Raw genomic sequence first — 20,777 nt, forward strand, 5'->3', positions numbered from 1 at the left:
TGCTGGACGGTGCAAACAGAAAGTCGCGATGCCGTGTAAATATCAATGTGACATTACCGGGCGGATTGTTTAGGATGGCGCCAAATAGGTCAATACCTTGACGGAAAAGTAATTCGTCGAGCAAAACACCAAAATATTGACGCCAAATTTTTTACATGGGTTTAACGTACTCCAGCTATTGAATCGGCACTAGAGAGAAAGGCCGGTCTCCATGATGGATGCCCCCTGAACGGTAATACACGGAGAGTCTTTTATGAGCAGCGTTGCGGTCGTCAAAAGCATTGTCGGTCAAGTGTTTGCGGTATCCCCGGAAGGGATTCGTCGCCTGCTGGTAGAAGGGGATCGTTTGTTTGCAGGGGAGCAGGTGGAAACCGGTCCTGCCGGCTCCGTGTCGCTGGAGCTTGCCGATGGCCGCACCCTTGACCTGGGGCGCGACACGCAATGGAGCGCGAACACGCCTGACTCAGTGACCGACCTGAGTGCCGCCACTGCCCAGGAAGCACCCTCCGTTGCCGAACTGCAGCAAGCCATCGCTGCCGGTGCCGACCCGACCCAAGACCTTGAAGCCACTGCTGCCGGCCCGACTGCCGCTGGCGCGGACGGCGCCGTGGGCGGCGGCCACAGCTTTGTCGTGCTGGAGGCCACCGCAGGCACGGTTGACCCTACTATCGGTTATCCGACGAACGGCTTGAATGCCGCCGATGCCGCGACCGGCCTGTTCACTGCCGCTGCCGATAACAGCCTCGATCCGCGCAGCGTCACCATCACCTTGACCGCCACGCCGAGCATCACCGAAGCCGGCGGCGTCGTGGTTTACACCGTGTTTGTCACCCAGGCGCCGACCAGTGACCTGACCGTCACCTTGTCCAACGGCTTGTCTGTCGTGGTCCTCGCCGGCCAGACCGCGGGCGCGCTGAACGTCACGTTCGCGGGCAATGACACGCCTTACCTGGATGCCTCGTCGATCTCCGCCACCATCACCGGCACATCCGGCGGCGGCAACCTGATCATCACCACCGACCCGGCGCCGGCGGTTACGCAGATCAATGACACCATCGACACCACCACCGTCACGCTGAGCGCGAACGCGTCGGTCGATGAGGGCGGCAAGATCGTCTATACCGCGACCGTGAACAACGCCGCGCAGACCGACGTCACCATCACGCTGTCCAACAACACCACCATCACCATCGAAGCCGGTAAAACCACGGGCACCGTCAGCGTCGATACGCCGGCAAACCTGGCCGACGGCAAAGACCTGACCGTCAGCGCCACCATCACCGGTGCAAGCGGCGGTAACTACGAAAACCTGGCGATCAACCCAGAAGCCGCCACTACCACCGTGATCGCTGTCGACAACCCGAGCGTGCTGGTCGCAGACACCAACACGGTTGCCGAGGAGCAGGTCGCCACTGGCAACGTGCTGAGCAATGACAGCGACATCGACAACGTGCTGACCGTCGCGACGTTCACCGTTGGCGGCACCACGTATAACGCAGGCCAAACCGCCATTGTCGAAGGTGTCGGTACCGTCACCATCGGTGCGGATGGTGCGTATGCGTTTACCCCGGTCAAGGATTACAACGGTGAAGTGCCGCAAATCGGCTACACCACCAATACCGGTTCGAGCAGCACGCTGGACGTGACGGTGACGCCGGTTAACGACGCGCCGGTGGCAGTGGTGGTTGCAGCGAACGGAGCTGAAGATCCGGCCCAGGGCATTGCGGTCAAACTGAGTGCGACCGATGGGGATGGTTTGGCGAACGTGAAATCGTTCACTGTCGGCACGCCAACCAATGGCACGTTCTACACCGACGCGGCCATGACCAAACCGGTGACCGGCTCGATCGACGCGGTCAACGGCGAAGCGACGATTTACTTCAAGCCGAACGAAAACTTCAACGGCACCGCGAATTTCACCTATACCGCAACCGACAGCGGCAACGCGGATGGCAGCAACCCGCTGACCTCTGCTCCGGCTAACGGCACTGTCACTGTGACGGCGGTCAACGATGCACCGGAAGCGATCGCGACCACTGCAACCGGGACTGAAGATCCAAGCGTAGGCATTGCGGTCAAGCTGAGCGCGACCGATGTGGATGGCCTGGCGAACGTGAAATCGTTCACCGTCGGCGAGTCGGCCAACGGCACGTTCTACACCGACGCTGCCATGACCAAGCCGGTGACTGGCGCGATTGACGCGGTCAATGGCGAAGCCACCGTGTACTTCAAGCCGAACGAAAACTTCAACGGCACGGCGAACTTCACCTATACCGCGACCGACAGTGGCAACGCGGATGGCAGCAACCCGCTGACCTCTGCGCCGGCTAACGGCACTGTCACTGTGACGGCGGTCAACGACGCGCCTGAGGCTGTGGCGACCACTGCGACGGGCTCTGAAGATTCGGCCCAGGGTATTGAAGTCAAGCTTTCGGCCACCGACGTAGACGGCGTGGACAACGTGAAATCGTTCACTGTCGGCACGCCAACCAATGGCACGTTCTACACCGATGCCGCCATGACCAAACCGGTGACTGGCTCGATCGACGCGGTCAACGGCGAAGCGACTGTTTACTTCAAGCCAAACGAAAACTTCAACGGCACCGCGAATTTCACTTATACCGCGACCGACAGCGGCAACGCTGATGGCAGCAATCCGCTGACCTCGACTCCAGCCAACGGCACCATCACTGTCACTGCGGTGAACGACGCGCCGGTGGCTGTGGCGACCACTGCGACCGGTTCTGAAGATCCGGCCCAGGGCATCGAAGTCAAGCTTTCGGCCACTGATATCGATGGCGTGGAGAACGTGAAATCGTTCACCGTCGGCACGCCTACCAACGGCACGTTCTATACCGACGCTGCCATGACCAAGCCGGTAACCGGCTCGATCGACGCGGTCAACGGCGAAGCCACGGTTTACTTCAAACCGAACGAAAACTTCAACGGCACGGCGAACTTCACCTATACCGCGACCGACAGTGGCAACGCTGACGGCAGCAACCCGCTGACTTCTACTCCGGCCAACGGCACTATCACCGTGACGGCGGTCAACGATGCGCCAGAAGCTGTCGCCACTACCGCGACCGGTTCTGAAGATCCGGCCCAGGGCATCGAAGTCAAGCTTTCGGCCACTGATATCGATGGCGTGGAGAACGTGAAATCGTTCACCGTCGGCACGCCAACCAATGGCACGTTCTACACCGATGCGGCCATGACCAAGCCGGTAACCGGCTCGATCGACGCGGTCAACGGCGAAGCCACGGTTTACTTCAAACCGAACGAAAACTTCAACGGCACCGCGAATTTCACCTACACCGCGACCGACAGCGGCAATGCTGATGGCACCAACCCGCTGACGTCTACTCCGGCCAACGGCACCATCACCGTGACTGCGGTCAACGATGCGCCGGTCGCCGCACCGACCACCGCAACGGGTTCCGAAGATCCGGTTCAAGGCATCGAAGTCAAACTGAGCGCGACCGACGTAGATGGCGTGACAGACGTGAAATCGTTCACCGTCGGCACGCCAACCAATGGCACGTTCTACACCGACGCCGCCATGACCAAACCGGTGACCGGCGCTATTGATGCGGTCAATGGCGAAGCCACCGTTTACTTCAAACCAAACGAAAACTTCAACGGCACGGCGAACTTCACCTACACCGCGACCGACGGCGGTATCGCTGACGGCGGCAGCCCGCTGACCTCTGCGCCTGCCAACGGCACTATCACCGTGACCCCGGTCAACGATGCACCAGTGGCTGCGGCCACTACCGCAACGGGTGCTGAAGATCCAAGCGTAGGTATCGCGGTCAAACTGAGCGCGACCGACGTAGACGGCGTGGCAGACGTGAAATCCTTCACCGTCGGCACGCCAACCAACGGCACGTTCTACACCGACGCCGCCATGACCAAGCCAGTGACTGGCTCGATTGATGCCGTCAACGGCGAAGCGACCGTTTACTTCAAACCAAACGCGAACTTCAACGGCACCGCGAACTTCACTTACACCGCCACCGACGGCGGTATTGCCGACGGCGGCAGTCCGCTGACCTCAGCGCCTGCCAACGGCACCATCACCGTGACTCCGGTCAACGATGCGCCGGTCGCCGCGCCGACCACCGCAACGGGTTCCGAAGATCCGGTTCAAGGCATCGAAGTCAAGCTGAGCGCCACTGACGTAGACGGCGTGACAGACGTGAAATCCTTCACCGTCGGCACGCCAACCAACGGCACCTTCTACACCGACGCGGCCATGACCAAGCCAGTAACTGGCTCGATCGACGCCGTCAACGGCGAAGCCACCGTTTACTTCAAGCCGAACGCGAACTTCAACGGCACCGCGAACTTCACCTACACCGCCACCGATGGCGGTATCGCTGACGGCGGCAGCCCGCTGACCTCGGCGCCTGCCAACGGCACTATCACCGTGACTCCGGTCAACGATGCACCGGTCGCCGAACCGACCACAGCAACGGGTTCCGAAGATCCGGTTCAAGGCATCGAAGTCAAACTGAGCGCGACCGACGTAGACGGCGTGGCAGACGTGAAATCCTTCACCGTCGGCACGCCAACCAATGGCACGTTCTACACCGACGCGGCCATGACCAAGCCGGTAACCGGCTCGATCGACGCCGTCAACGGTGAAGCCACCGTTTACTTCAAGCCAAACGAAAACTTCAACGGCACCGCCAACTTCACTTACACCGCCACCGACGGCGGCATTGCTGGCGGCGGCAGCCCGCTGACCTCGGCTCCAGCCAACGGCACCATCACCGTGACTGCGGTGAACGACGCTCCGGTACTGGGCAACGCCTCGACCAACGCGTTCGGCGACACCTATATTGAAGGCAAGCCTGGCGGCTACGTGGCGGCGAACCTGACCGTCAGCGACGTCGACAACAACACCCTGCAAAGCGCCAAAGTCACACTCGTCAACCACCTGGCAGACGATGTACTGATCGCAGATGTCAGCAACACCAAAATTGCAGTCAGCTACGACAAGGCCACGGGCATCTTGACCTTGTCCGGTGAGGCCACCACGGCTGAGTACCAGGAAGTCCTGCGTTCGGTACACTTCGCCAGCGAAAGCGAGAACCCGGACCCGGCCAATCGCACCCTGACCATCACCGTCAACGACGGCCAGCTGGATTCGGCGCCTGTCACCTCCGTGGTGTACGTGGTTCCGGTGAACGATCCGCCTGAGGTCAAGTTCGACAGCACCACATTCACTGAGCAAAAAGACGCAGTCGCGCTGGTCGAAAACCTGACCATCAAAGACGTCGACAACACCACCTTCAGCAAAGTCGTGGTCACCGTCGACCACCTGGCTGCAGGTGATTTGCTCAGCAATACCGATGTGCTCAAGGCCCTGGCCGTTGCCGGGATCACCATCACCCAGAGCGGCAGCGCCGCCGACGGGAAAATCGTCTACACCCTCACCAGCGACTCGAAGGCCGGCAGCAGCGCCGCCGACTTCGTCAAACTGGTTGAAGCCATCACCTTCCAGAGCCCGGGCAATAACCCTGTCGGTACCGATCGTACCGTCACCATCGATGTGACTGACAACGGTGGCGGCAACCTGGATCGCGAACCGCCGGAAACCGGCAGCGCCACCGGCAAGGTCACTATCGACCTGTTCAACGACGCCCCGACTGCATCGGCCGACAACACCACCGCCGATGAAGACCATACCGCCAAGATCGTGCTGGACGGCAAGGATGTGGACGGTACCGTCTCCAGCTTTGTCATCACCACCTTGCCGGAAAACGGCAAGCTGTACAGCGATGCCACGCTGCAAACCGAACTCAAAGTCGGCGACTCGGTGCCAGCGGGTGCCGACGGCAAGGCCGCGGTTTACTTCGCCCCGACCGGCGACTGGAGCGGCAAAACCGAGGTGACGTTCACTGCGGTCGACAACGGAGGTAAATCGAGCGCCGTAACGACGGCCGACATCACGATCGCGCCGGTTACCGACACTCCGCACCTGGGTCTGCTCGGCGGCGGCCCTGTGACCTCGATCAACTTCGACAGCGCCAACCTCAATGGTTCGTGGGGCATCGTCGGGGTAAATGACGCCAACAACGCGCCTGTCAGTGGCACCCCGAGCACTCCGTGGCTCACGGGGAATGCCGGCGGCCAAGTCGAAATCGGCCAAAGCAGCAACTACGGCGTAGAGACCCCAGGCAACAGCCAGGTCATCGAGCTTGAGAAAAACGCCGGCGACGACTCCAGCCTGTACACCATCATCAAGGCAGAGGCCGGCACGGCGTACACCATCTCGGTCGACTACTCGCCGCGTGCGGGCGCCGAGAACAATTCGGTGATCGACGTATTCTGGGGCGGCGTCAAAGTCGGCACCCTGGATACCACCACCGTCGGCATGAAGACTTACACCTTCGTCGTGCCGGTCACCGCTGACGGCGATGCCAAACTCGAGTTCAAAGCCCCGGCCGGGGATGCAAACAACTCGTTGGGCGGCGTGCTGGACAACATCAACGTCACCCAGGTGCTGAACACCGGCCTGGAAGACCATGCGATCAAGCTGTCGACCATCGACGCATACGCCACCGACAAGGATGGCTCCGAGACGCTCAAGCTGGAAGTCGGTGGCATACCGCTCAACGCGACCATCTCCGATGGCACGCCGGGCCACACCTTCACCGCGACGGCTGGCAATCAAAGCGTCGACATCAGCAACTGGAACAAGGCCACCCTGGTCTTCACCCCGGCGGAAAACGCCAACGGCCTGGTGAACCTCACCGTCACCGCCACCGCGCAGGACGGCACGGCTGATCCGAAGTCCGAGTCGATCACCCTGCCGATCAACGTGATTGCCGTTAACGATGCACCAGAAGCTATCGCGACCACCGCGACCGGTTCCGAAGATCCGGTTCAAGGTATCGAAGTCAAGCTTTCGGCTACTGATATCGATGGCGTGGAGAACGTGAAATCGTTCGCGGTTGGCACGTCGACCAGCGGTACGTTCTATACCGATGCGGCGATGACCAAACCGGTGACTGGCTCGATCGACGCCATCAACGGCGAAGCCACGGTTTACTTCAAGCCAAATGCGAACTTCAACGGCACGGCGAACTTCACCTACACGGCCACCGACAGTGGCAATGCTGACGGCAGCAACCCGCTGACCTCGGCGCCTGCCAATGGCACCATCACTGTGACTGCGGTGAACGATGCGCCGGTTGCCGCACCGACCACTGCAACGGGTTCTGAAGATCCGGTTCAAGGTATCGAAGTTAAGCTGAGCGCCACTGACGTAGACGGCGTGGCGGACGTGAAATCGTTCACCGTCGGCACGCCTACCAACGGCACGTTCTACACCGATGCGGCGATGACCAAACCGGTGACCGGCTCGATTGACGCAGTCAACGGCGAAGCGACCGTTTACTTCAAGCCGAACGCGAACTTCAACGGCACCGCGAACTTCACCTACACCGCCACCGACGGTGGTATCGCTGACGGCGGCAGCCCGCTGACCTCTGCGCCTGCCAACGGCACCATCACCGTGACCCCGGTCAACGACGCGCCTGTGGCTGTGACCACTACCGCGACCGGTGCTGAAGATCCAAGCGTAGGTATCGCGGTCAAACTGTCCGCCACCGACGTAGACGGCGTGGCAGACGTGAAGTCCTTCACCGTCGGCACGCCTACCAACGGTACGTTCTACACCGACGCGGCGATGACCAAACCGGTGACCGGCTCGATTGATGCCGTCAACGGCGAAGCCACCGTTTACTTCAAACCAAACGCGAACTTCAACGGCACCGCGAACTTCACCTACACCGCTACCGACGGCGGTATCGCTGACGGCGGCAGCCCGCTGACCTCAGCGCCTGCCAACGGCACTATCACCGTGACTCCGGTCAACGATGCGCCGGTCGCCGCACCGACCACCGCAACGGGTTCCGAAGATCCGGTTCAAGGCATCGAAGTCAAACTGAGCGCCACTGACGTAGACGGCGTGGCAGACGTGAAATCCTTCACCGTCGGCACCCCAACCAACGGCACCTTCTACACCGATGCCGCCATGACCAAACCGGTGACTGGCTCGATTGACGCAGTCAACGGCGAAGCGACCGTTTACTTCAAACCGAACGCGAACTTCAACGGCACCGCGAACTTCACTTACACCGCTACCGACGGCGGTATTGCTGACGGCGGCAGCCCGCTGACCTCAGCGCCGGCCAATGGCACCATCACCGTGACTGCGGTGAACGACGCGCCGGTTGCCGCACCGACCACCGCAACGGGTTCCGAAGATCCGGTCCAGGGTATCGAAGTTAAGCTTTCGGCCACTGACGTAGACGGCGTGGCGGACGTGAAATCGTTCACCGTCGGCACGCCTACCAATGGCACGTTCTACACCGATGCGGCCATGACCAAGCCGGTGACTGGCTCGATCGACGCAGTCAACGGCGAAGCGACCGTTTACTTCAAACCAAACGCGAACTTCAACGGCACCGCGAACTTCACCTACACCGCTACCGACGGCGGCATTGCTGACGGCGGCAGCCCGCTGACCTCTGCGCCTGCCAACGGCACCATCACGGTGACCCCGGTCAACGATGCGCCTGTGGCTGTGACCACTACCGCGACCGGTGCTGAAGATCCAAGCGTAGGTATCGCGGTCAAACTGAGCGCGACCGACGTAGACGGCGTGGCGGACGTGAAATCGTTCACCGTCGGCACGCCAACCAACGGCACGTTCTACACCGATGCGGCGATGACCAAGCCAGTGACTGGCTCGATTGACGCGGTCAACGGCGAAGCGACTGTTTACTTCAAGCCGAACGCGAACTTCAACGGCACCGCGAACTTCACTTACACCGCGACCGACGGCGGTATCGCTGACGGCGGCAGCCCGCTGACCTCGACTCCAGCCAACGGCACCATCACCGTGACTCCGGTCAACGACGCGCCTGTGGCTGTGACCACTACCGCAACGGGTGCTGAAGACCCAGGCGTAGGTATCGCGGTCAAGCTGAGCGCCACCGACGTGGACGGCGTGGCGGACGTGAAATCCTTCACCGTCGGCACCCCAACCAACGGCACCTTCTACACCGATGCCGCCATGACCAAGCCAGTAACTGGCTCGATCGACGCGGTCAACGGCGAAGCGACCGTTTACTTCAAGCCAAACGCGAACTTCAACGGCACCGCCAACTTCACTTACACCGCGACCGACGGTGGTATTGCCGACGGCGGCAGCCCGCTGACTTCGGCTCCAGCCAACGGCACCATCACCGTGACTCCGGTCAACGATGCGCCTGTGGCTGTGACCACTACCGCAACGGGTGCTGAAGATCCAAGCGTAGGTATCGCGGTCAAGCTGTCCGCCACCGACGTGGATGGCGTGGCAGACGTGAAATCCTTCACCGTCGGCACACCAACCAACGGCACGTTCTACACCGATGCGGCCATGACCAAGCCAGTGACCGGCGCTATTGATGCGGTCAACGGCGAAGCCACCGTTTACTTCAAACCAAACGCGAACTTCAACGGCACCGCGAACTTCACTTACACCGCCACCGACGGCGGTATTGCCGACGGCGGCAGTCCGCTGACCTCAGCGCCTGCCAACGGCACCATCACCGTAACTCCGGTCAACGACGCGCCTGTGGCTGTGACCACTACCGCGACCGGTGCTGAAGATCCAAGCGTAGGTATCGCGGTCAAGCTGAGCGCCACCGACGTAGACGGCGTGACAGACGTGAAATCCTTCACCGTCGGTACGCCAACCAACGGCACCTTCTACACCGACGCGGCCATGACCAAGCCGGTAACCGGCTCGATTGACGCAGTCAACGGCGAAGCCACCGTTTACTTCAAGCCAAACGCGAACTTCAACGGCACCGCGAACTTCACCTACACCGCCACCGACGGTGGTATTGCTGACGGCGGCAGCCCGCTGACCTCAGCTCCGGCCAACGGCACCATCACTGTGACCCCGGTCAACGACGCGCCTGTGGCTGTGACCACTACCGCAACCGGTGCTGAAGACCCAAGCGTAGGTATCGCGGTCAAACTGAGCGCGACCGACGTGGATGGCGTGGCAGACGTGAAATCCTTCACCGTCGGCACGCCAACCAACGGCACCTTCTACACCGACGCCGCCATGACCAAGCCGGTAACCGGCTCGATCGACGCGGTCAACGGCGAAGCCACCGTTTACTTCAAGCCAAACGAAAACTTCAACGGCACCGCGAACTTCACCTACACCGCGACCGACGGCGGTATCGCTGACGGCGGCAGCCCGCTGACCTCGGCTCCAGCCAACGGCACCATCACCGTGACTCCGGTCAACGACGCGCCAGTGGCTGTGACCACTACCGCAACGGGTGCTGAAGATCCAAGCGTAGGTATCGCGGTCAAGCTGTCCGCCACCGACGTGGATGGCGTGGCAGACGTGAAATCCTTCACCGTCAGCACCCCAACCAACGGCACGTTCTACACCGACGCGGCGATGACCAAACCGGTAACCGGCTCGATCGACGCCGTCAACGGCGAAGCCACCGTGTACTTCAAGCCAAACGAAAACTTCAACGGCACGGCGAACTTCACCTACACCGCCACCGACGGCGGTATCGCTGACGGCGGCAGCCCGCTGACCTCTGCTCCGGCTAACGGCACCATCACCGTAACTCCGGTCAACGACGCGCCAGTGGCTGTGACCACTACCGCAACCGGTGCTGAAGACCCAAGCGTAGGTATCGCGGTCAAACTGAGCGCGACCGACGTAGACGGTGTGGCAGACGTGAAATCCTTCACCGTCGGCACGCCAACCAATGGCACGTTCTACACTGACGCCGCCATGACCAAACCGGTGACCGGCTCGATTGATGCCGTCAACGGCGAAGCCACCGTTTACTTCAAGCCAAACGCGAACTTCAACGGCACCGCGAACTTCACCTACACCGCTACCGACGGCGGTATCGCTGACGGCGGCAGCCCGCTGACCTCAGCGCCTGCTAACGGCACTATCACCGTGACCCCGGTCAACGACGCGCCTGTGGCTGTGACCACTACCGCAACGGGTGCTGAAGATCCAAGCGTAGGTATCGCGGTCAAGCTGTCCGCTACCGACGTGGATGGCGTGGCAGACGTGAAATCCTTCACCGTCGGCACGCCAACCAACGGCACGTTCTACACCGATGCGGCGATGACCAAGCCAGTGACCGGCGCTATTGATGCGGTCAACGGCGAAGCGACCGTTTACTTCAAACCAAACGCGAACTTCAACGGCACGGCGAACTTCACTTACACCGCTACCGACGGCGGTATTGCTGACGGCGGCAGCCCGCTGACCTCGGCTCCAGCCAACGGCACCATCACCGTGACTGCGGTGAACGATGCGCCGGTCGCAGCACCGACCACCGCAACGGGTTCCGAAGATCCGGCCCAGGGCATCGAAGTTAAGCTTTCGGCCACTGACGTAGACGGCGTGGCAGACGTGAAATCCTTCACCGTCGGCACGCCAACCAACGGCACCTTCTACACCGACGCCGCCATGACCAAGCCGGTGACCGGCTCGATTGATGCGGTCAACGGCGAAGCCACCGTTTACTTCAAGCCAAACGAAAACTTCAACGGCACCGCCAACTTCACCTACACCGCTACCGACGGCGGTATCGCTGACGGCGGCAGCCCGCTGACCTCAGCGCCTGCTAACGGCACCATCACCGTAACTCCGGTCAACGACGCGCCTGTGGCTGTGACCACTACCGCGACGGGTGCTGAAGATCCAAGCGTAGGTATCGCGGTCAAGCTGTCCGCCACCGACGTAGACGGCGTGGCAGACGTGAAGTCCTTCACCGTCGGCACCCCAACTAACGGCACCTTCTACACCGACGCCGCCATGACCAAACCGGTGACCGGCTCGATTGATGCCGTCAACGGCGAAGCGACCGTTTACTTCAAGCCAAACGAAAACTTCAACGGCACCGCGAACTTCACCTACACCGCCACCGACGGCGGTATCGCTGACGGCGGCAGCCCGCTGACCTCAGCGCCTGCCAACGGCACCATCACTGTGACTCCGGTCAACGATGCGCCAGTGGCTGTGACCACTACCGCAACCGGTGCTGAAGACCCAAGCGTAGGGATCGCGGTCAAGCTGTCCGCCACCGACGTAGACGGCGTGGCAGACGTGAAGTCCTTCACCGTCGGCACCCCAACCAACGGCACGTTCTACACCGATGCGGCCATGACCAAGCCGGTGACTGGCTCGATCGACGCGGTCAACGGCGAAGCCACCGTTTACTTCAAACCAAACGCGAACTTCAACGGCACGGCGAACTTCACTTACACCGCTACCGACGGCGGTATTGCTGACGGCGGCAGCCCGCTGACCTCAGCTCCGGCTAACGGCACCATCACCATAACTCCGGTCAACGACGCGCCAGTGGCTGTGACCACTACCGCGACCGGTGCTGAAGATCCAAGCGTAGGTATCGCGGTCAAGCTGTCCGCCACCGACGTAGACGGCGTGGCAGACGTGAAGTCCTTCACCGTCGGCACCCCAACCAATGGCACCTTCTACACCGACGCGGCGATGACCAAACCGGTGACCGGCTCGATTGATGCCGTCAACGGCGAAGCGACCGTTTACTTCAAGCCAAACGAAAACTTCAACGGCACGGCGAACTTCACCTACACCGCCACCGACGGCGGTATCGCTGACGGCGGCAGCCCGCTGACCTCTGCTCCGGCTAACGGCACCATCACCGTAACTCCGGTCAACGACGCGCCAGTGGCTGTGACCACTACCGCAACGGGTGCTGAAGATCCAAGCGTAGGTATCGCGGTCAAGCTGTCCGCCACCGACGTGGATGGCGTGGCAGACGTGAAATCCTTCACCGTCAGCACCCCAACCAACGGCACGTTCTACACCGACGCGGCGATGACCAAACCGGTAACCGGCTCGATCGACGCCGTCAACGGCGAAGCCACCGTGTACTTCAAGCCAAACGAAAACTTCAACGGCACGGCGAACTTCACCTACACCGCCACCGACGGCGGTATCGCTGACGGCGGCAGCCCGCTGACCTCAGCGCCTGCCAACGGCACCATCACCGTAACTCCGGTCAACGACGCGCCGACTGCGAGCAATGGCTATGTAGAAAGCAACGAAGACACCCCGGTCGAGCTGAAATGGTCGACGTTCGGGGTCAACGATGTGGATTCCACGGACCTGAAAGTCGTCTTCACCAGCCTGCCCAACGGTGCCATCGAGTACAAAGTCGACGGTGTCTGGGTCAAGCTCAGCGCGGCTGATCTGAAAACCGATACGTCGCCGGGCAAGGCCTTCAGCCAGGCCGACTTCGACAATCACAATGTGCGTTACAGCCCAGCGGCCAACGAGTCGGGCGATAACAGCTTCGGCAACGCCGGCGTCGGTAACAAGCAGGGTGATTACACCGAGCTGAAGTTCCAGGCGACCGACGGCCAGCTCAACAGCGATACGAAAACCATCACCGTGGATATCCACCCAGTGACGGACGTTCCTGTCGTGACCGTCGGCGCATTCGGTGACGTGCCAACCGGCTTGACCATTCAAACCTGGACCGGCGGCAACCTGCCGGGTGCATTGGGTACGAACGGCAATGGGGTTGTTCAGTCCAGCGATTTGATCCGGGTCATCAACGCCCAAACGCCTGACAGCGCAGCCTCCACGGGTGTGACCGCCAACGTGAGCAACGCTAATGTGGTGGAACTCACCGCGACCAAAGTCTCCGGCCTGATTTACCTGGAAGCCGGCAAGAGCTACAGCTTCACCGGCAGCGCCGATGACAGCCTGGCGGTTACCGTCGGCGGCAAGTTGGTGTCGACCGAGACCTGGAGCCAGGGCACCGGGATCAACGCAACCCCCTTTACGCCGACAGAGTCGGGTTATTACACCCTCGACATCTATCACTACAACCAGGCCGGCCCGGGCAACTACGACGTCAATGTCTCGATCAACAACGGCCCGTCGATGGCGTTGGGCAGCAGCGGCGTGCAGACCTATACCAGCCTGGAAGCGTTGAAAGCCGCCGGGGCGGTGTTTGACGATGCTCATGTGGTCAACGGAGAAGGTTATTACACCGGCTACGTTTATAACCACGGCCTGGAAGACACTGCGATCAAGATCAGCCCGATCACGACCACGTTTGTCGACAATGACCAGTCGGAATCGCACAAGGTAGAAATCAGCGGCCTGCCTGAAGGCGCTGTCATCACCGACGGCGCCACGGGCCATAGCTATACCTCGACGGGTGCGACCACCCAGTACGATGTCAGCAATTGGAACCTGGCTACCCTGACCGTCACTCCGGCCAAGGATGCGACTGCCAATTTCGATCTGACTGTGACGGCAACGGCCAAAGAGTTGAGCACGCAGGTTGAAGAAGTCACGACTGGCAAGGTGAGCGTGGTGATCACTGCGGTCAACGACGCGCCGGTGGCTGTGGCCACCACTGCGACGGGTGCTGAAGACCCAAGCGTAGGTATCGCGGTCAAACTGAGCGCGACCGACGTAGACGGCCTGGCGAACGTGAAATCGTTCACCGTCGGCACGGCGACCAACGGCACCTTCTACACCGACGCGGCCATGACCAAACCTGTGACCGGCGCGATTACCGCGGTCAACGGCGAAGCCACCGTGTACTTCAAGCCGAACGCGAACTTCAACGGCACGGCGAACTTCACCTACACCGCGACCGACGGCGGCAACGCTGACGGCAGCAATGTACTGACCTCGCCAGCAGCCAACGGCAGCATCACCGTGACTCCGGTCAACGATGCGCCGGTTGCAGCGGCAACCACCGCGACCGGTGCTGAAGACCCAAGCGTAGGCATCGCGGTCAAGCTGAGCGCGACCGACGTCGATGGCCTGACCAACGTCAAGTCGTTCACCGTCGGCACGCCAACCAATGGCACGTTCTATACCGACGCGGCGATGACCAAAGCGGTGACCGGCGCCATTAACGCTGTCAACGGCGAAGCCACCGTGTACTTCAAGCCGAACGCGAACTTCAACGGCACGGCGAACTTCACCTACACCGCCACCGACAGCGGCAACGCTGACGGCAGCAACGTACTGACCTCGCCAGCAGCCAACGGCACCATCACCGTGACTCCGGTCAACGATGCGCCAGTGGCTGCGGCAACCACCGCGACCGGTGCTGAAGACCCAAGCGTAGGTATCGCGGTCAAGCTGAGCGCGACCGACGTAGACGGCCTGGCGAACGTGAAATCGTTCACCGTCGGCACGCCAACCAATGGCACCTTCTACACCGACGCAGCAATGACCAAACCAGTGACCGGCGCGATTACTGCGGTCAACGGCGAAGCCACGGTTTACTTCAAACCGAACGCGAACTTCAACGGCACGGCGAACTTCACCTACACCGCCACCGACAGCGGCAACGCTAACGGCAGCAACGTACTGACCTCGCCAGCAGCCAACGGCACCATCACCGTGACCCCGGTCAACGATGCGCCAGTGGCTGCGGCAACCACCGCGACCGGTGCTGAAGACCCAAGCGTAGGTATCGCGGTCAAGCTGAGCGCGACCGACGTCGATGGCCTGACCAACGTCAAGTCGTTCACCGTCGGCACGCCAACCAATGGCACCTTTTACACCGACGCGGCGATGACCAAAGCGGTGACCGGCGCGATTACCGCGGTCAACGGCGAAGCCACCGTGTACTTCAAGCCGAACACGAACTTCAACGGCACGGCGAACTTCACCTACACCGCGACCGACGGCGGCAACGCTGACGGCAGCAATATACTGACCTCGCCAGCAGCCAACGGCAGCATCACCGTGACTCCGGTCAACGATGCGCCAGTGGCTGCGGCAACCACCGCGACCGGTGCTGAAGATCCAAGCGTAGGCATCGCGGTCAAGCTGAGCGCGACCGACGTAGACGGCCTGGCGAACGTGAAATCGTTCAGCGTCGGCACGCCAACCAATGGCACCTTCTACACCGACGCAGCAATGACCAAACCAGTGACCGGCGCGATTACTGCGGTCAACGGCGAAGCCACGGTTTACTTCAAACCGAACGCGAACTTCAACGGCACGGCGAACTTCACCTACACCGCCACCGACAGCGGCAACGCTAACGGCAGCAATCCGCTGACCTCGGCCCCGGCCAACGGCACTATCACCGTGACCTCGGTCAACGACGCACCGACCCTGGACCTGAGCACCACAGACGGTTCCGTCCTCACCAGCTACAGCACGGCCTACTCCGAGCGCAGTACGGGTGGGATAGCGATCACCGGCAACGTAGCCATCGGTGACGTCGACAGCAGCCAGATGCAAAGCGCGACCATCACCTTGAAAAACGCCAGCGCGGGCGACCAGCTCAGCTCGAGCCTGGTGACCGTGGGCGGTACTTACAACGGCGTCACCCTGACCAGCGTCGGCACCGACGTCAGTGGCAAAATCGTCCTGACCCTGTCGGGCGCGGCTGACACGGCCACCTACAAGTCGTTGCTCGAGTCGTTCCAGTACTCCAGCACCAGCAAGTATCCGACCACGGGTGATCGCACCGTCGAGATCTCGGTGAAGGACAACGCCGGCGCTGACAGCCTGAGTTCGTCGGTGGCCACCAGCACCATTACCGTTACGCCACAGACTTATGTGGTGACGGAAGGCGGCGGCGCCGCCGATGTCGTCGACCTGAGCAGTACCTCGGCCAACAACATGGTGGTCGGTGACAAAGGCGGTATCGTCAATGCGGGCAGCAACTACAACATTGCCTTCATCGTCGATACCTCGGGCAGTATCGGCAGCAGTGCGATGAAGTCGATCAAGGCGCAGCTTGCGAGCGTGTTCGATACCTTGATCAGCAATGCCGGTAAAAGCGACTCGGGTGTTGTGAAGGTACTGCTGGTCGACTTCGATACGCGGGTTGAAGCGCAGGTCTCGGTCAACCTCGCCGACAAGGACGCCGCTAAAGCGGCCTTGCAGGCTGTGTTGACTCAGATGACGTCAAAATCGAGCGACATGACCAACTATCAGGATGCGTTCAACGCCGCCACCAACTGGTTCAAAGGCGACGAAGCCACGAGCAATGTGGGTGCAAAAAACCTGACGTACTTCATTACCGACGGTGAGCCGAACATGTACACCGCCATTCAGGGTAACCCTCTCCTGGGCTCGACCAGTTGGTTCGGCTCGAATGTTTACTTTGATAGCATCGTCAATAGCGGCAATTACGTCTTGGGTCAGACCAACTCGGTCACAACGACAATCAACGGCAGGACGCAGGTGATTGTCGATGGCGACGGCAAGGTCTATTCCTACGATGGTTGGGGTAATAAAAACCTCGAAGGCACCGTGGTGGCCAACAGCAGCGGCGGCTTTGACGTGGCGTCGGTCTACAACGATTCCAGCAACGCCATGAGCAACGCCAAGTCGGCCTACTCCGATCTGGTCAACGCGGTTCCAGGCAAGGTTGTCGTCGAGGCCATCGGTCTGGGCTCGAACATTGATACCGCTGTGCTCAAGCAGTTTGATACCGATCATAACGTCTCCACGATCGACACCGCGAAGCTGGCGGATGCCATCACCGGCCACGCGGCCGATACCGGCGCCGACACCCTCACCGGTGGTTCGGGCAACGACATTCTGTTCGGCGACCTGATCAGCTACAACAACCTTGAAGGCAGTGCTGCACTCAAGGCGTTTGCGGCCGACAAACTGGCCACGACCGTCGATCACATCGATGACCGTACCTTGCACCAGTTCATCACCGAACACGTCGCTGACGTGGGTGCATTGGCCAGCGCGTCGAACATCTACGGCACCAACGACGGCGCTGACAAGCTGATCGGCAACGCCGGCGACGACATTCTGTTCGGCCAAGGCGGTAACGACGTGCTCAACGGCGGGGCGGGTAACGACATCCTGGTGGGCGGCAAGGGCAATGACACCCTCACCGGCGGCGCGGGGGCGGATACCTTCGTGTGGCTCAAAGGGGATACCAACACCGGGACTGGCGTCGATACCATCACCGACTTCAAGCACAGCGAAGGCGATAAGTTGGACCTGTCCGATTTGCTGCAAGGCAGTAACGACACCAACCTGACCAACTACCTGAAGTTGAGCACCGACTCGGCGGGCAACTCGACGCTGAGTGTCAGCAGCAGCGGTTCGTTCACGGCGCAGGGTGGCGGTACGGCCGATGTTACGATCAAGGTCGATGGCGCCAGCTGGGGCAGTGGCAGTGCCGCGATCAACAGCCTGATCGCCGGTGGTGATCTGACCGTCAAGCATCACGACTGATCACCCTGGAGCGCCAATCTTTCGGGATTGGCGCTCCGTGGGCACCAGCTTCGGGAAAATGTGTGTAATCTCTGTAGGAGCCAGGTGCGGCGCCTGCAGGGATTTTTTATTGGGAGAACGCTGATGTTCTACGTGCAACGCGATCAATACAACGCTTTGGTTCGCGTCGAGGCGCAGGCCTTCGCCGAATCCACCGGGACTCTACCGGCGGATCATCAGGACATTCAGGCGTGGTTTGCCACGGATGTGATCGACAACAGCCTCAAGCAGCTCCAACAGAGCGACTCCGAGATGATTCGGGTGCTCGATGACTTGATCCAGGTGCTGACCGCCAAGGGCGTGATCCGCATCACTGACCTGCCGCCCGCCGCGCAGGTCAAGGTGATGGAGCGTACCCAGGCACGGACGGCGCTGGGCGGTTTGAGTGAGCTGATCAATGACGATGAAAGCGGTTTGATCTGAGGCGCACGCACCTCTTTCACAGCATGAGCGTCAAGCCGGCCTGATTACTCGGCGCTCCACGTCCACGGCGCGGGTTCACCGACCAGTTGGCCTTGCACCCCTTCGATGCCCATCTCGCGAATCACGCGCAACTCACCTTCGGTTTCCACGCGTTCTGCAATCAACGGCAAATCGATGCTGTGGGCGGCACGCTGGATCGCCTCGATAAAAAAGCGCTTGTGGCTTTCCTGATCAATGGTCCGGATGTAGCTGCCGTCGATTTTGAGGTACGCCAGGCCCAGGTTCGCGAGGTTGCCGATCATGCTGAAACGCCCGCCGAAACGTTGCAGGCCGAGGCTGTATCCGAGGCTGCGCAGGCGCCGGGTGAGACGCTCCAGCTGGGCTTGCTCGGGCACTTGCTCTTCGCCGATCTCCAGCGTCAGGCGCGTACCGAGTGTCGGGTGTTGCGCCAATCGCTCGAACATCCGCTCCAGGGCTTGTGGGTCATTCAAGGTCGCCGCCGAGAGGTTCAACGCCACCGATTGGTTGTGCTGTGCCAGGTGTTTGATCACCAGGTCGAGCATCAGTTGGTCAAGGCGTGCGGTCCAGCCGAAGCGCTCCAGCCAGGGCAGGAAGTGCCCCGCCGCAATGGTCTGGTCCTGGTTGTCGAGCAGGCGCGACAGTACCTTGTAGTGCAGCACCTGACGGGTATCGCTGCTACTGACCACCGGCTGGAAAAACAAGCGGAAGCGCCCCTGATTCAGGGCCTCGTCGAGCAGGGTGTGCCAGCTATGCGGATCGTCGCTGACGGTGTCCCGGGTCTGGCGCTCCAGGCATACCCAGGTTTGGCCGCTACTGGCTTCAGCCTGGGCCAGGGCCTGATCGGCCAGCTTCAACAGGTCGGCCGAGGCATCGCCGGGGTTGTAGGGCGCGAGGCCGATGTAGGCCACGCTCTGCATGTCTGTGGCGCCCGTTTCGTACAGGCTCTGCAGGGTGGTTTCCAGCGCCTGGGCCAATTGCACCGCTTCGTGACGCACCAGGCCTGGGGCAAGCACCGCGAACTCGCCGCCGCGGCTGCGGGTGATCAGGTTGTGGGTTTCCGGGTACTTGGCGCAGGTCCGCACCAGTTGCTGGCTGACGGCTTGCAGCAGTTGGTCGGTGCGTTGCCCGCCCAGGCGCTGGTTGAGACCGGCGAGGTCATTGACCCGCAAGATCAGCAGGTAGCCTGAACTGGCTTCTTCCAGGTTGCTGACCCGCGAGTTGAGCTGCATCTCGAAATAGCGCCGGTTGGCCAGCCCGGTCAGGCTGTCCTGGTAGGACTCCACGCGCAGCTTCTCGCTGCGCTCGGTCTGTTCATTGAACAACGCCTTGAGCTTCTCGACCATCTGGTTCATGGCCTGCACCACGCGTCGCAGTTCGGGGGTGCGGGGCAGGTCGGGCAAACTGATGAATTCGCGCCGCGCGATGGCGTGGGACTGTTCGACCATATAGTCCAGCGGCTTCAACTGACGGCGCAGCAACAGCGCGCCGAGCACCGCACTCGCGGCGCCGCAGAGCAGCAACCAGCCCAGGCTGCCCAACGCGCTCTGCCACAGTTTGGCCAGGGCGAACATCGGGTGGCTGATCACCTCGACCCGTGCCGCCTGCTGCCAGCCTCGGCTGACGATGGCATCGCCGCCGGCCGGCGCGAGGCCGATCATTTTCACGAACCAGGCCGGCACGCCGCTGGCATCAGGCTCGGCGGCACGCTCCACCAGCACCTGGTTATTGCTCAGGTCCACCACGCGGATGCTCGCGTAGTAGCCACTGTCAAAAATCGAACTGACCATCAGCTCGGTCATCGCCGGGTCATCGATGTTCGGCGTCAGCGACAGCGCCAGTGCGGTGGCCGCATCCTGGGCGTGGGAACGCAACTGGTTGACGTACTGCGCACGCGAGCTTTCCAGGCTGACGATGAAGCTACCGCTGAAGGCAACCACTAGAAACACACAGATAGCGATCAGCAATTGTTTGAACAGTGACATCGTAGCTCCTG

Annotated in this window: 3 protein-coding genes; 2 read left to right on the top strand and 1 reads right to left on the bottom strand. The window is 61.3% G+C overall.

All coding sequences use genetic code 11. The annotated features are described in order from the left end of the window. Positions 1-253: 253 nt before the first annotated feature. Both PverR02_RS32175 and PverR02_RS01650 read left to right on the top strand, forming a co-directional pair. A complete protein-coding gene (locus tag PverR02_RS32175; RefSeq protein WP_161493712.1) occupies positions 254-18,301 on the top strand; it encodes a tandem-95 repeat protein in 18,048 nt (6,015 codons plus the stop codon). Between the two features lie 123 nt (positions 18,302-18,424). Further along, the gene (locus tag PverR02_RS01650; protein WP_017849960.1) at positions 18,425-18,763 is read left to right on the top strand and encodes a hypothetical protein; all 339 of its coding nucleotides are present in this window, start codon (positions 18,425-18,427) and stop codon (positions 18,761-18,763) included. A 44-nt stretch (positions 18,764-18,807) separates the two neighbouring features. On the opposite strand, the gene lapD is transcribed toward PverR02_RS01650, so the two are convergent. Next, positions 18,808-20,766 (bottom strand): cyclic di-GMP receptor LapD, encoded by a 1,959-nt coding sequence (gene lapD / locus PverR02_RS01655; protein ID WP_046385016.1) that lies wholly within the window; start codon positions 20,764-20,766, stop codon positions 18,808-18,810. Positions 20,767-20,777 lie beyond the last annotated feature (11 nt).

The organism is Pseudomonas veronii (assembly GCF_002028325.1).
Classification (GTDB): Bacteria; Pseudomonadota; Gammaproteobacteria; order Pseudomonadales; family Pseudomonadaceae; genus Aquipseudomonas; species Aquipseudomonas veronii.